Source organism: Mesorhizobium sp. ANAO-SY3R2 (genome assembly GCF_042466635.1).
Lineage (GTDB): Bacteria > Pseudomonadota > Alphaproteobacteria > Rhizobiales > Rhizobiaceae > Aminobacter.
Window position 1 is genome coordinate 3,079,112 of record NZ_CP159955.1, and the last position, 13,598, is coordinate 3,092,709.

Annotated in this window: 11 protein-coding genes and 4 pseudogenes; 4 read left to right on the plus strand and 11 right to left on the minus strand. The window is 58.4% G+C overall.

From position 1 onward, the window contains the following. Positions 1 to 4: 4 nt before the first annotated feature. From ABSY17_RS19715 to ABSY17_RS19740, 6 genes are all read right to left on the minus strand, one after another. Entirely contained in the window at positions 5 to 949 is a 945-nt protein-coding gene (locus ABSY17_RS19715) for an ABC transporter ATP-binding protein (RefSeq protein WP_378944361.1), read from the minus strand. After that, complete coding sequence (locus ABSY17_RS19720; RefSeq protein WP_378944364.1) at positions 946 to 1,959, minus strand: ABC transporter ATP-binding protein; 1,014 nt, start codon at positions 1,957 to 1,959, stop codon at positions 946 to 948. The genes ABSY17_RS19715 and ABSY17_RS19720 overlap by 4 nt, the downstream gene beginning before the upstream one ends. A gap of 95 nt (positions 1,960 to 2,054) precedes the next feature. After that, positions 2,055 to 3,392 (minus strand): CapA family protein, encoded by a 1,338-nt coding sequence (locus tag ABSY17_RS19725; protein ID WP_378952893.1) that lies wholly within the window; start codon positions 3,390 to 3,392, stop codon positions 2,055 to 2,057. Between the two features lie 368 nt (positions 3,393 to 3,760). Next, positions 3,761 to 5,203, minus strand: a complete 1,443-nt coding sequence (locus ABSY17_RS19730) for an FAD-binding oxidoreductase (protein ID WP_378944366.1) — start codon at positions 5,201 to 5,203, stop codon at positions 3,761 to 3,763. A 26-nt stretch (positions 5,204 to 5,229) separates the two neighbouring features. After that, complete coding sequence (locus ABSY17_RS19735) at positions 5,230 to 6,036, minus strand: NAD(P)-binding domain-containing protein (protein ID WP_378944368.1); 807 nt, start codon at positions 6,034 to 6,036, stop codon at positions 5,230 to 5,232. Between the two features lie 659 nt (positions 6,037 to 6,695). Next, entirely contained in the window at positions 6,696 to 7,043 is a 348-nt protein-coding gene (locus ABSY17_RS19740) for a VanZ family protein (RefSeq protein ID WP_378944370.1), read from the minus strand. A 404-nt stretch (positions 7,044 to 7,447) separates the two neighbouring features. Here ABSY17_RS19740 and ABSY17_RS19745 point away from each other — a divergent pair, with 404 nt between their 5' ends. Together ABSY17_RS19745 and ABSY17_RS19750 are read left to right on the plus strand one after the other, a co-directional pair. Further along, complete coding sequence (locus ABSY17_RS19745; RefSeq protein WP_378944373.1) at positions 7,448 to 8,035, plus strand: hypothetical protein; 588 nt, start codon at positions 7,448 to 7,450, stop codon at positions 8,033 to 8,035. Between the two features lie 211 nt (positions 8,036 to 8,246). Beyond that, positions 8,247 to 8,330 (plus strand): annotated as a pseudogene (locus ABSY17_RS19750) (IS6 family transposase); the annotation flags it as partial. A 709-nt stretch (positions 8,331 to 9,039) separates the two neighbouring features. On the opposite strand, the gene ABSY17_RS19755 reads toward ABSY17_RS19750, so the two are convergent. The 4 genes and pseudogenes from ABSY17_RS19755 to ABSY17_RS19770 all read right to left on the minus strand — a co-directional run bounded on the left by ABSY17_RS19755 (position 9,040) and on the right by ABSY17_RS19770 (position 10,944). Beyond that, positions 9,040 to 9,291, minus strand: a complete 252-nt coding sequence (locus ABSY17_RS19755; protein ID WP_378944376.1) for a hypothetical protein — start codon at positions 9,289 to 9,291, stop codon at positions 9,040 to 9,042. Between the two features lie 124 nt (positions 9,292 to 9,415). Next, positions 9,416 to 9,794 (minus strand): annotated as a pseudogene (locus ABSY17_RS19760) (transposase); the annotation flags it as partial. 2 nt (positions 9,795 to 9,796) lie between these two features. Beyond that, positions 9,797 to 9,967, minus strand: a pseudogene (locus ABSY17_RS19765) (IS3 family transposase); the annotation flags it as partial. A gap of 65 nt (positions 9,968 to 10,032) precedes the next feature. Beyond that, positions 10,033 to 10,944: a capsular polysaccharide synthesis protein gene (locus ABSY17_RS19770; protein ID WP_378944379.1), complete on the minus strand. Its 912-nt coding sequence runs from the start codon at positions 10,942 to 10,944 to the stop codon at positions 10,033 to 10,035. A 98-nt stretch (positions 10,945 to 11,042) separates the two neighbouring features. Here ABSY17_RS19770 and ABSY17_RS19775 point away from each other — a divergent pair, with 98 nt between their 5' ends. Next, the gene (locus ABSY17_RS19775) at positions 11,043 to 12,167 is read left to right on the plus strand and encodes a hypothetical protein (RefSeq protein ID WP_378944382.1); all 1,125 of its coding nucleotides are present in this window, start codon (positions 11,043 to 11,045) and stop codon (positions 12,165 to 12,167) included. Between the two features lie 100 nt (positions 12,168 to 12,267). Here the strand turns inward: ABSY17_RS19775 and ABSY17_RS19780 are convergent. Continuing rightward, a pseudogene (locus ABSY17_RS19780) lies at positions 12,268 to 12,456 on the minus strand (IS3 family transposase); the annotation flags it as partial. Between the two features lie 183 nt (positions 12,457 to 12,639). On the opposite strand from ABSY17_RS19780, the gene ABSY17_RS19785 reads away from it, so the two are divergent. After that, positions 12,640 to 13,575: a glycosyltransferase family 2 protein gene (locus ABSY17_RS19785; protein ID WP_378944385.1), complete on the plus strand. Its 936-nt coding sequence runs from the start codon at positions 12,640 to 12,642 to the stop codon at positions 13,573 to 13,575. The last annotated feature ends 23 nt before the right edge of the window (positions 13,576 to 13,598 follow it).

Consider the following 13,598-nt stretch of genomic DNA (forward strand, 5'->3'; position numbering starts at 1 on the left):
CGGCTCAATCCTTGAAATGACAGGCGGAAAGTTGCGTCGCCCGGCCGGGAGCAGGTTCAAGCGCCGGTCGTTCCTTCCGACACAATTCCTGGGCGCGTGGGCAGCGCGTGTGGAAGACGCAACCCGAAGGTGGCGCCAGCGGCGACGGTATCTCGCCCTTGAGTATTTGCTCTTTCTTGCGGCGCCCCTTGCCGATCCTCGGGACTGCCGCAAGCAGTGCCTGAGTATAAGGGTGGCTCGGCGTATTGAAGAGATCGTCGCAGGACGCAACTTCCATGAGACGGCCAAGATAGAGAACCGCCACTCGATCCGACAAATGTCGCACCACACCGAGATCGTGGCTGATGAAGATGTAGCTGATCCCGTGCTGCTGCTTGATGTCATCGAGCAGGTTGAGGACCTGGCTTTGGATCGAGACATCGAGTGCGGAGAGCGGCTCGTCGGCGACAATCATCTCCGGCTCTGCGATCAGCGCCCGCGCGATCGCGATACGTTGCCGCTGGCCACCTGAGAACTGATGTGGATAGCGACGGGCCGCCTCAGGCGATAGCCCAACCTGCCCCAGAACCTCGACTGCCCGTTTCAGCCGCTCCTCGGAATCGACGCCGCGAAGGCGTAGCGGTTCAGCGATAATTTCACCGACCATCATACGCGGATCGAGCGCCGAGAAAGGATCCTGGAAGATCACCTGCACTGGCGGGCGGCTGTCGTCGGCATTGCGTTCACTGCTAAAAGTGACCGTTCCAGCTGTCTGCTTTCGCAAACCGGCAACCACATATCCGAGCGTACTCTTGCCGCTGCCGCTCTCTCCTACCAGCGCCAGCGTTTCACCCTTGGAAACGGTCAGCGAAACGTCGTGGACGGCCTGCAGCAAAACCTTCGGCTTGAGAAAGCCGCCACCGATGGGGATATCGACATTGATATGATCGAGCTTCAGAAGTTCGGTCATGATGCAACCTTGTGACATGCCACATGATGGCCGGGAGCGACCTCGATGAGCTCTGGCTCGATCCTGCGGCAGCCGTCGTCAGCGCGCGGACAACGGGCGGCAAAGCGGCACCCGACCGTGGCGCCCGAAATGACCCGTCCCGGGATGACATACAGCCGTTTCACCTGCTTGTCGGGATCTGGCAGGGTAGCGATCAGGCCTTGCGTGTACGGATGGAGTGGATTGGAGAACAGCTCATCGGCGGGAGCGTATTCAACCGCCTTGCCGGCATACATGACCATGATCGTGTGGGCGATTTCGGACACAACCGCCAGATTGTGACTGATGAACTGGATAGACATGTTTGCCTCGTCCTGAAGCGTAAGCATCAGGTCGAGAATCTGGGCCTGGATAGTGACGTCGAGAGCTGTGGTTGGCTCGTCTGCGATAAGGAGTTTCGGACGGCAGGCCAGCGCCATGGCGATCATCGCGCGCTGACGCATGCCGCCGGACAGCTGGTGCGGATAGTCCTCGGCGCGACGCGCCGGCGACGGAATACCGACGGAGGCAAGCAGGTCGACCGCACGTTGCTTTGCATCCCGCTTGGAAAGTCCCTCGTGTTTGACGAGAACTTCGGCTATCTGGCGGCCAACCGGCATCACCGGATTCATGGCCGTCATAGGCTCCTGAAAGATCATCGCGATCTCCCTGCCCCGCAGCTGCTGCCACTGGCGTCGGTTGAAGGACACGAGCTCCTGACCGCCAAAATCGATTGTACCGCCGACTTTGCCGCCGCCCGCGATCAGCCCCAACAGGGCCAGTGAAGTCATGGTCTTGCCGCAGCCGCTCTCACCCACGATCCCCAGCGTCTCCCCACGGGCAATCGAGTAATTGAGGCCTCTGACGATTTGGACCGTTTCCGGTGTCCCTGGAAATGCGACAGTGAGATCACGAACGTCCAGCAGCGGAGCCGATACTGCGGCAGTCGCAACTGGCTGGTCGCAATTATGCGCCTGGCAGACTTGCTGCATGCGTCTCCTCCCTTTTTACGAGATCGATGGGCCTATGAATTACACAATGGGCTTGTGGCGACCTCCCTCGCCACAAGCACGCACTTTCTTCATTCTTAGAGTTCGATCACTCCAACACCGTCCTTAATCTGGATCTTGGTGCCGAGTGGCTCGGACAGGCGGCGGTAGCGATCAATGATGCGGAATGCATCCTCACCCTTCGCCAGCATCGGACGGCCTTCGGTCTGGTGATGATCGCCCTTACCGGTGCGGCGGCTTTGGTTCGCCTGCGGGCTCGAGTCACGCCCCATCTCGACAGGATGCAAAAGGACCCGCTTCAACCCATAATCGTTCATTTCCAGCTGGATGACGGCGGAGCTCCACCATGTATCTGACGGGGTGTCGAGGCCCGGGTGCAATGGGTGAGCAGCAGGGGTCAACATTGGCAGCCGGTCGACATCGTGGCCCCAGGCGTCATAGCTGTCGTAGGGTACACGCTGAATGAACTCGGACTGGGCGAAGAAGTTGCCGAGACCATAGAAGATCGGCTTGCCGTTGTAGATCTCGATACCGAGCGTCCTGTGCCAGCCATGGCCGACATAAATGTCGGCCCCGCCATCGATCGCGGCTCGGGCAAATTGCTGCACGAACTGCGGGGCCGTTTCGCCTCGCGGACCGTCTGCCACGCTAAAATGGTGCGCGACGATGACCAGGTCGGCCATGGCACGTGCCTCGTCAATGGAGCGCAAGTTGCGTTCGAGATCGCGCTTGTTGCAGCGGCTGATGATTTCGCATCGATCGCCGACGAAGAAGGATTCTGGATCGCCCCACTGCTGTGGCCCGGGAAGCTGAATGCCGAACGAACCCTCTCGTCCATGCTTGGGCGGCTTGGCCACATTGAGCTTCTGCGCGAAATCCTTGAGGTTTTTGGCCGTCGTCTCGTCGACCATAAACTCGAAATTCAGGCGCAGGGGATTGACGCCGGGACGACCGCGCAGCGCGCCCTTCGACAAACCTGCCCACATGAAATGCTGGTTGCCCGAGCTGGTGGAAACGAGCGCGACACGACCGTTCTTCTTTTCGACATAACCCGGCTCGCTCGCCAGCTCGAGGTCAGCGCCGGTGCCAGCCGTAACGATGCCGGCTGCCTTCATGTGCTTCTTGGTGGCAAGAAGGCCCTCGGCGCCAAAGTCGAAGCTGTGGTTGTGGGCGGTGGACATGATGTCGAACCCAGCCCATTTGAGGTCGTTGGCGATTTCAGGGTCAGACATCATGAAGCTGCCGATGCCCTGGCCGCGCGCCGGCCACTTGAGTTCATCGTAGTCGGCAAAATTCATCTCAAGGTGACCGTAAGCCACATCCGAGTCCTTCAGCAGATCCCAAACCTGAGTGAACTCTGGTTCGTCGTGCATGCTGAACGGGCGGCACACCATGCACTCGCCAGCCAACGACACTCTCCAATTGCGCGATGGTGTCATAATTCCTCCAAGACAGTAGGCATCGCGACGTCGATCCTCGTTGCGGCAACAGAAATCCTGGCCGCATTTGTTTGTGACGCCTGTCTGCAAAAACTCCTGATGCGACTTCTTTTCCGTCGTCGCCAAACCAATGTATCAATGCGCCGAGGTATTACTACGATCAACAGTTGCCTTTCAGATATCGCAAAACGGCATGGGTCGCCGTCGGTCGCAAGGCAAGCGGAAGCACATCCGCAGGAACTGCAGGCGAAAATCAGGAATAGGCCCAGAGGCGTATGGCAGCGAACACGGCTTCGCGACCCCAGCGCATTTGCGGTGAGGCCGGGCATGGTTTGGATGGCTAGTCAGTCAAACCGAACGGCGCCAAGTCCATTCGGAGAAGTTGCCGCGCGAAAGCCGCCAGCTAGCCGCTTAAGCTGTTCTGGCGTGTAAGCGTCATAGTAACGCTGGTTGGTACGGCCAACACCGTGCTCTGCGCTGAAGCTTCCCTTGAACAGGGAGACCGCAATCTCAACCACCCAATCGCGAAGCTCGCGTTCGTAAGAATGCCTCTGGAGTTCGGGGTGATCACGGGGAACCACCATGTTCAGGTGAACGCCGCCGTCGCCAACGTGACCGAAATCACAAATGGTCACCTCCGGGTAGCTGGTGGAGCAAGCCTCGGCAATGCAGTCACGAAACCGGGCCACTTGCCCGCGCGGAAACGAGAGATCAAACGCAAAGAGTTTCCCAGATTTCTGGACACCTTCCGAAAGCGCATGGCGAAGCGCCCAGAGGTCGTCGCCGGATCCAAACAGTGCGTCTGCCAGCAGATCGCTGCCGTCGTCCCACATCCGCACCAGAGTGTTTTCCACCAGATTACGCAATGACGCTTCGTCTTCTTTCGGCTCCCAGCAACGGGTGAACTCAGCCAAGATGGCATATTCGGGAACAGTACCATGGGCGAACGGATTGCGAAGGTGTGGAGTATGCCCGAACGCCGCTGCCATTGCATTGCGCGACATACCCTCGAACGCGGTCAGGTAGCCACCAAGTTCGGCCTCGAACCGCAACAGAAGTCCTGCTACAGCTTGGCTTGTTGCCGGAACCAGGATGACCGTCTCTGCTTGTCGGGGCATTCTCTCAACATTGAGCCAGCATTCGGTGATGGCGCCGAACGATCCCGAGCTGCCAATGAACAACTGCCTCCAGTCTGGACCAGTGTTGTCCTTGCGCAGTCCGCGCCCAAGCTGAAGTATGGTCCCGGCTTCGTCGGCTAGGACGGTTGTTAGCCCGAGAACGTTTCTCCTGACATCGCCATACTTGAGAAAGCGAGCGCCCCCAGTGTTTGTAGCGAGCATGCCGCCGATACACGGGTCGGCCGAAAGGTCGATCGGGAAGAATAGGCCATACGGCGCAAGGCGCCGATTGAGTTCCGACAGCCTCATGCCGCTGCCCACGCGCACCGAACGGTTTTCTTCATCAAGCACGAACGGCTCGGTAATCCGTTCAAGGCTGAGGACTACCTGCGTGCCGGCCCCGTCAGGGGTCGAGGCGGATACCAACCCAGTATTGCCCGACTGAAGCACCACACACAATCCATGGGCCACGCAATAGGCAAGCGCCAGTGATGTCTCGTGGCTGTCGACAGGCCTCAGAACGATGGCCGCACTGCCTGCGTCATAGCGGGCGCCGTGCTCATACGGCGCCTTCGAGGCATCCTCGATAAGGACTGCTTTGTCGCCAAGAATGCAACACAGCGCGGCTGCGTGACGCTCGCGTGTTTGGCTGTCGGCAAGTGACATCATGACCTCGCAAAAGTCCTGCTGCGGGCCTACTTGCCGACGTGTGACGCTTGTATCTGCGCAACTGCGGCGCACAGGCTGTCGTCCATGCTGAGAGCCTTTACCATCTGGGCTGCCTCGCGCATTTCAGCGCTGCGACGGACGCCGTGCTGGCTGACCCTGTTGGGCATCTGGATGGCGAGTTTCTTCCAGTCCATTCCGGGGTAGGTGTCATGAAGGCTCGCAAAGACCTCCTTTTCGATGTCCCAGCGCGTTGATGCTTCCTTGCACTGGATGATGAGTGCCTCGAGGCCCTTGATCATGATGCTTCGGCACAGCTTCATCGCCGAGGCGCGGCCAGTCTCCGTCGTTACCGGATTAATATTCATGCCCAAGGAGTTGAGCACGCTCGCCACCTGCACGGCCTTGCTACCGCCACCAAGGATCGGAACCTGGAGCCTCGGACCAGGGACCGTAGCCATGACGGCGCCCTCAACGAAATCAGCACCGCTGGCATCAACCATCTTGGCCACAGCAATCTTGGTTTCCGGCGATGCCGAATTGATATCGAGGTAGATTTGTCCGGCCTTCAGAAATGGTGCGACGCCGTCGGCAACAGGCTTCGCTTGGTCCGCCGTAACTGCCGAAATTATGATATCAGCCCCACGAACGGCTTCTCGGGCAGATAGGGCCACAAGTATGCCAAGCTCACCAGCCATGCGGACACGCTGTTCGGCCACAGGCGACCCAAAAATCTTGTCATAAATTGCAACCGCTGTTGCACCATTGGTTAGAAGATCGGCGGCAAAAATCTGCCCGACCTCACCATACCCGATGATCCCGATTCTTACGCTCATTGTATCCTCCCTTTGTGCCAGACATCGAACCCAAAGGCAGATAGTCTGGCTAAATACGCGACAGGTTGACGCGAAGCCATTCCTTCGCCGGCCAAACCTAGACCAGCGGCATACCCCGTTGCGGCGCGAGGCCCTTCCTCCGAACGCAAGTCTTCATCGTCGGAGAGAGTCAGCACACATTGTTGCGGTATGAATAACTTCGCCCCCGAATATCGATAGCCGTGCTGCGGAGCTATCAGCTATGCCGGAGCAGCATGGAACGTATTCCAGCCACATCTTGGCGATCGGCTACGCCCAGGCAGGCAAACGCAAACTGCGATAATGCGTCGGGCGGCGACTGCCTACTCAAGTTGGTAAGGAGGCCGCCTGTTAAGGAATGTTCGACAAGACTTGACATCGCGGCCTGCGAGCCGGTGCTGATGTCCCTCACCTACAAGCAGCGAGGAGGGCCCACGAGCAGGTCCTAGACTGTTATCAAATGTTATGGTGCCAACGGCCGCAGCACGGATCGAGGGCGCCCGTGTTCTACACCGAGCTCAGCGCCGCAGGGCGATCCTACGGCGGCAATATTCGCGGGGTCATGGTCCGCCGCTGAGCAAATCGCATTCGGTAGTGGGCTGGGTGAAATCGTTATGGTCGCGCGGGTCGATGGGCGACGCTTAATCCCGGGTCTGCCCAGTGAAATGGCTGATGGCGGCGCCGGCTACGATCCCCGCGAGTCCGCCGGCCGCCTTGATGATAGCGTCCTCGATGTGAGCGTGCCGGCTGGGCGACAGAAGCTGGGCTACTTCGAACGCGAATGCGGACCCGACGACAAGGCAGGTCACCAGAAGCCAATGGCGCGGGTAACCTAGGACGAAGGCAAGGCCGACCACCGCAAAGGCGGCAAAGCGCTCTACGTCAGCCGGCTCATGCGTGTGCGGCCGCCACTGAATGGGCGAGACGGTGACGAACAGAATGGCCGCAAGCAGCAGCCAGGCGAATGGTCGTGCAAACGATCTGATCATGCGCTGGCTATAGCGCGACCGAACACCACGTTCCATACCGCGCAAAGGGAAGTTCACCAACGGGCAGCAAACATATGTCATGCAAGCATTGGCATGCTTATACAGCCCATCTGTGGCTGTCGACGCAATCGAGAAAGGTTGCGGCCCACGGCCGAGCAGAAGGGGTTCAGCCACTTCAGAAAACTTCAGTTGCCGACGCGATTGCAAGGCGCATGTCTGCTTGCAAATGCTGACATTGCAGCGCTCAGGTCCACCTAGAAGCAGGTCTTCAGGTCGTCGAGCGGATGCGGCATGCATGCCTTGAGGACGTCCGTCTTCTATCTGACCGCCAACCAACGCGACTACGCGTCGAGGCGCACACATCTGGCCCCCCCGCAATCTGGCTGCATCCGGGCAACAGCAACATGGCGTGGGTCATCGTCAACATCGGTGAGCGGGACTGGTCGAAGCTCGCCTACCAGTTCGGGCATGAACTGGGCCACGTGCTTGCCAATAGCTGGGCTGACGCCAAGCCAGCGCCTCCTTGCCAATGGCTCGAGGAGGCGATGGTGGAGGCCCTCTTGCTATATGGCTTGGGGCGCCTGGCGAAGAGCTGGAAGCAAGACCCGCCCTTTGCCGGTGACAACGCTTTCGGCGATGCCATTGCCGACTATCGTGAGGACATACTCAAACGCTATACCGCGTTGGCCGACAGCCAGGGGCTGGCACGCGATCCCACAGCATGGTTCCATGATCATCGGGACGAGATCGAAATGCTAAGTCTCAACCCATTTGCACAAGCAATGTCGCTGAACATCCTTGCTGAATTCGAGCAGGCTCCAGATTGTGTTGAGGCACTTGGCGCACTCAATCGTTGGCCCGGCCGCAGCGGAATTCCGGCGGCAGAATATTTGCAACGATGGGCGGCGAGTTGTGCCGAGTTGCAGGCGTCATCGCACCTGCCCCTCCGTTTAGGCGAACTTTTGGGGATCTCCCTCCGTATCACCAAGTGAGAAGGGATTTGGAAGGTTAGGAATTGGGCTACCGCGGCCAACGTTCACCCCCTATTATCCTCCGCTACCCCGACATTAGCGTAGCGATCACTATCGACTATGGCCTTACCAATATCGTTGAGCGGGAGCATATGCTCGACGTCGGAACTTGCGCGCCCTCAGGGCCTCGGCTCACAGGCGCGGAGGACTCTCCGCTTTCTGGAGATCGCCCATGTTCAAAGGCCGCCATTTCGACCGATCAGTGATCTTGCTATCCGTTCGCCGGTATCTGGCCTGTGGTTTGAGCCTGCGGGATGAAGGCCGAAAGGGCGCGCCTTGAATCGGCGCGTCAACAGAGTGAGCCAATAGACTGCGAGCGAGGGAGCCGCGCTCACCCTCCAAACAGCGTATCGAACACACTCGGCTCGAATATTTGGTTCGTGCGCTTATAACCAATCGAATGGAAGAAACTGATAGGTTTGGCCTCGATTGGGCGACTAGCTCTGCCTTTTCGCTATTCCATTTCCACAATGCCGTCGTTCCGTTGATGGACCGATTGCCGGGCTCTCGCTTTGTTACCGGCATAATCGTCTTTCCGAATGGCGAGCTCTCTGCTTCCACGCAGGCGGCACGAGCGGTGGCGCGAACCCGATGCACCTCGATCATGACCAGCTCGGCCTCGGTGCGAACAAGGTCCGCTATTGAAATGCCATCAACGTCTGCAATTGACGCGACCTCGCCCGCGGCGTCAGCCTCAGCGATGTCCGCTGCTGGAAGACCGTAGGGGCCAGCGGAATGACCGCAATGGGGCGCGTTGCCGACTGACAGCTTGGGGGCCGTTTGCGGACTGTCGGGATTGGAAGGCTCAAAGGCGGATAGCTGCCGATCGGCACCCGGCCCTTCTCGGCCGTTCTCGTGATCATCTGTGGGTGGCGCGAAGGGCGACCAGTCAGACCTTCATGATCGATTTCCAAAGCGCCATTCACCGCCCGGAAAAACCGGATGGGGATAATAAGTGCCTTCGGCTAGCGAACTAGCGGCCCCTCCCAGACAAGCATCAACAGCGCCTTGAGCTGGCCGAAACGCTCGGGTCCAAGTTCACTGCTCCACTCGCGCTCAATGTCGCGAAGTGTGTCGATGATTTTTGCGAATGCAGCGTGTCCTCGTTGGGTAAAGCGGACAATGCGCGCGCCGCCCTCACCCGGTGCATCGGTTCGGACAATATAGCCGAAACGCTCAAGGCTCCCGAGTAGCTGGTTCATGGCCTGTTTGCTCATGCCTGCGCGCTCGGCGAGCGTAGCTGGGCGACCCTCGTCCGGCCCGGGAAACTGCAGCACCGCAATATGCGGAAGGCGCAGGTTGTCGAAGCCGGCTGCGTTGAGCTCCTTGATAATCCTGCGATGACACTCCTACCTCGTCGAACAGGATCAGGCGACGGTTCGAGATCGCGACCCGGTGCGTGTAGCGCGACAGGTAGGCAAGCACTGCTTCCGGCCCGGCGAAGGGCGGCTTGGCGTAGACCATCCAGCGCTTCGTCCGGACCGGCGACAGGTAGCGCAGGAGTGCCCGGCGGTCGGTGAGGTGCGCCATCGAGCCGAAGAAGGCGAGCCGGCCGGCGTCGTGCAGCGCGACGAGCCGGCTGAGGAACAGCCAGCTTGCCCAGTACCCGGACCGGGAGGAGGAAGGCCGGGAGCGACAATATCTACCGACTCCCGCCTGGCGCGATGCCGCCGCTCGGCACGATCATGTGGACATGCGGATGATGCGTCAGCGCCGAGCCCCGACTTCGGTCTTCTTCACCCATTCGTGCAGCGTGGCTGGCGAGCAGCCGATCTTGGCCGCGATAGATGAAACGGCCGCCCACCGTGATGGATGCTCGGCTTCGTGATCCAGCACCATTCGGATGGCCCGGTCACGGACCTCAGGTGAGGATTTATTCGTTGTCTTGCTCATATCGGCTCCAATCTCTCAGAAGTTGGAGCCTCCGGCAAACCCGGTGCGGTTCAATCCATGGTCTGTCATGCGGACAGTGACCCATCAACCAGCGCGCGGTAACGTGAACCCGGCAACGTCACCTCCTTACGCTGCTTCCAATGAAGCTTGAGCAAGGGAGCCTCTCCGCGCCCTTCGAAATCCTCTCGGAAGCGTTCGTCATCCTTGAGATGAAGGTTCTTACTGTAAGCGAGACATGGCCGGTTGTCGCGTTGAACTACATTCCGCCACGCCGCGTGAAACGTGCTATCTTGTAAGAGCAATCTGGCAAAATGATAATGAAATACGAAATACGGGAACGTTCCGGCTAGCTGCAGAAGGCGCAAGTTTGCCAATTGGCTGGAAACATAGGCGTTGCGTCTAAAAACAAACAATGCGAACCGCAGAAACATCTTATTACGTCGCCGCTCGCCGAAATTTCCCTGCTGAAAAAGTTCGAGATGGTGTCTCAAAAATACGGAGCTGATTGGGTTGCCAGCGCGCCCTGCGATGAACCAGTTTGAAAGCACGCGGTCTGCAGAGCTGCCGAGCAGGCGTGCGAGAGGGCGGTCGCGGTTCGCCTCAAGCCAGGCGTCAGCGTCAAAACGGAATGCGAAAAAGCCTCCTTCTAGGGAAGATGGAAGCCAATCATCCAAGGCGCGGGCGCAGTAGCAATCTGCATCGGCCCAGACGCCTCCATAGCGGGAAACCAGGTACAATCTGACTAGATTTGCCGTCTTTTGAGGCGGCAGCGCCAGCGCAACTATCTCGCGGTGAAAGTCGTTGTCGAGGAAGTCAGCCAGATTCTGTTCGGTAAGAAGGTGAACATGCCATCCTGGATTCTTAGCGCTCCAGGTATTGGCGCAGATCTTGACCAGCTCAGGAGCCAGTTCAAATCCTTGCAACCAAAGTATCCAGATATTCCGTTCAATCGCGCATTCGCCATCTCTGTGTGTCATGCCATCTGTACCAGCCCATCAGGCCGCGTATAGCTCCGATGTCCTCTTCGCGCATAGCCCTTTGCATGCGGCATTGCCTACCAGTATAGATCAGCGTAATGCTTCATGTGAAGCGCAATGGCCGTGGGCCATCAGATACGAGTCTCGCGGCCGGCATGGCGAAGTGTTTCATTCACGTCGGGATGGAAAAGACTGGAAGTACGTCGATCCAGCAAGCGATACGACAGAACCTGCCTTGGCTCAAAGAGGCGGGAATCATCTATCCGCAAGGCGGAATTGCAAGACTGAATCACAATTTCCTAGCTTCGTCCTACCTTCCACAGGGAAGCGATCGACTTGTACGCGGTCTTCCGCCCCGCGTACGCAAAGGGGAAGAGAAGCGATTTCTAGACGCCTACCGCCAGGATTTAATGAGCGAAATCCGGCGAGGCCATCATGTGATCATCAGCGGAGAACATCTGTTTCGTCTGCGCGCGGATGAGATCTCGATGCTCAAGCGGGATCTAGCTGATGCCGGCGTCGATGACGTACTGATTTTCGCAGTTCTCCGAAGCCCAGCCTCGTTTTACCTTTCCTTCGTTCAACAGGAGGTAAAAGGCTCTTCACGGTTTCCAGCGCCAGCCGACTTTTTCGTTGATTATGCTAGCAGGGTCGCAGGCTGGCAGCGACATTTCCCATGTACGTTTCTCGAGTTCAGTGCGTTGAGCGCGTCCGAAGAAGGTATTGTGGGCAAGTTCGCGCAAGAAATGGGCCGCTTCATGGGCGTCGACCTTTCCTTCTTTCGACACAACATTCCTTTTGTCAACGACAGCCTGTCCCCCGAAGAGATGCAGATCGTTCAGGATTTCCGTTTCAGGTGGTATTCCAAACAAGACGGTAAGCTTAACCGGCCCACCACCCGACTGATAAAGGCGCTATGCAAGGCTCGAGACAAGGGCTGGCGCAAGCCGATCTTGCGTCCGGAGGCCTGCGCCTTGATCGCGGAGCGGCACAAAGGGGAGGTGGCCTCCTTGTCCGCCTTGACTGGCATAACTTTCGAGATCCCCTCGACGCATCATGAGCATCCGCGGAAACATCCGCTTCTCGTTAGGGAAGTCGTAGCCAATTTCGATTGCACATTGTATGACCGGCTCAACCAGCAAGTGGGATCACTGCGACACGCAGACTTTGGAACACAACTTGAATATCTGGCGAAGCGGCTTGGCCTGCGACGCCAGGAATAAAAAAATCTCGTTAACGTGCAGACGTTTGGAACTTCTTGGAGATTGTCTGAGGGAGGCTGGTTTGCTTTGAATAGCCCCGAGTTTCGTAGACGCCCTCGGGTTACGTTTTCTGCTGCCTTTCGAACTCGACGGGCGACAGCATTCCGTTTCTGACATGCTTGCGCTTCGGGTTGTAGAACATCTCGATGTAATCGAACACATCCTGCCGGGCTTCGTCTCTTGAACGATAGACCTTTCGGCGTATCCGCTCTCGCTTCAACAGATTGAAGAAGCTTTCGGCCACGTGATCAAGGGGGCAATCAGTATCGACATCGCAATGGAGTTAGACCTCTTGGCATGAACGAAATCAGGCGGTAGTTGTGCTAAAGGCAGATTTGCAACCGGGGCGCACTTGGATTTCGGGGAACAGATCAAGAATCCGGTCCAATCTATGTCGCAAGTATTCTCGGTGGCAGCGAGGAGGAGTGGGGGGATGCAGCATATCGTAATCGCAGTGCTGACGTACCGGCGACCGGATACACTAGCGCAACTGTTGCGGGCAGTCGCACTTCTGGACCCCGTACAGGGTGCCAAGGCGACGCTTCTTGTGATCGACAATGACGCCGAGCAGTCGGCACGAGAACTAGTCAACTCGGCTGGACTCACCACGATCGATGTCAAGTATGTAGTGGAATTGTCCCGAGGCATCCCGATAGCCCGGAACCGGGCGCTGAACGAGGCCGGCGTCTTGGGGGCGGATTTCCTCTGCTTCATTGACGATGATGAATATCCCGCCAGAGACTGGCTCACTAAGCTCATGCATACCCAGCACAGCACGGGCGCACATCTTGTGGGCGGCCCGGTTCGTGTCGCACCTGCCGGCAATTCCGTCGGGTGGTGGAAGTCTTGCGTCAACAGCAGCCTGGCCTGTCGGGCGTTGCGCAAAGAGGCAAAGACCGCGAAGGCGGCGCTTGCGAGGAAGAAGTACACCATCGTCACCAACAACTGGCTTGCCGATTTGCGCTGGTTGGCAAATCGCAACATTCGATTCGATGAGCGTCACCGCTATTCCGGAGGTTCCGATACCGCGTTCTTCCGGACGTGCCTCCGCAATGGCTGCATAGTCGCCTGGAGTTCCGAAGCAATCGTCTATGAGACGATCCTCCCCGAAAGGCTTTCCCTAGCCTACCAATACAGGCGGGGCATGGCCCAGTCGACCAACCACTTCCACATGAAGACCGAGGGGCGAAAGTCGGGCAGCATGTTCATGACTGTGGGGGTTGCTCTTATGCGCGCTGCTCTCGGCGTCGTTTTGCTCGTCTTGCCCGTCTATGGCAGGGCATCCCCTGTGAGCGCAGTGCGATCGATCGGCTGGGGCATGGGGCGCCTCAATGCGCTTCGGGGCGGCCGCTCAAATCTGTACGGTTAGGATGCGGCGCTGGGGTTTCATCT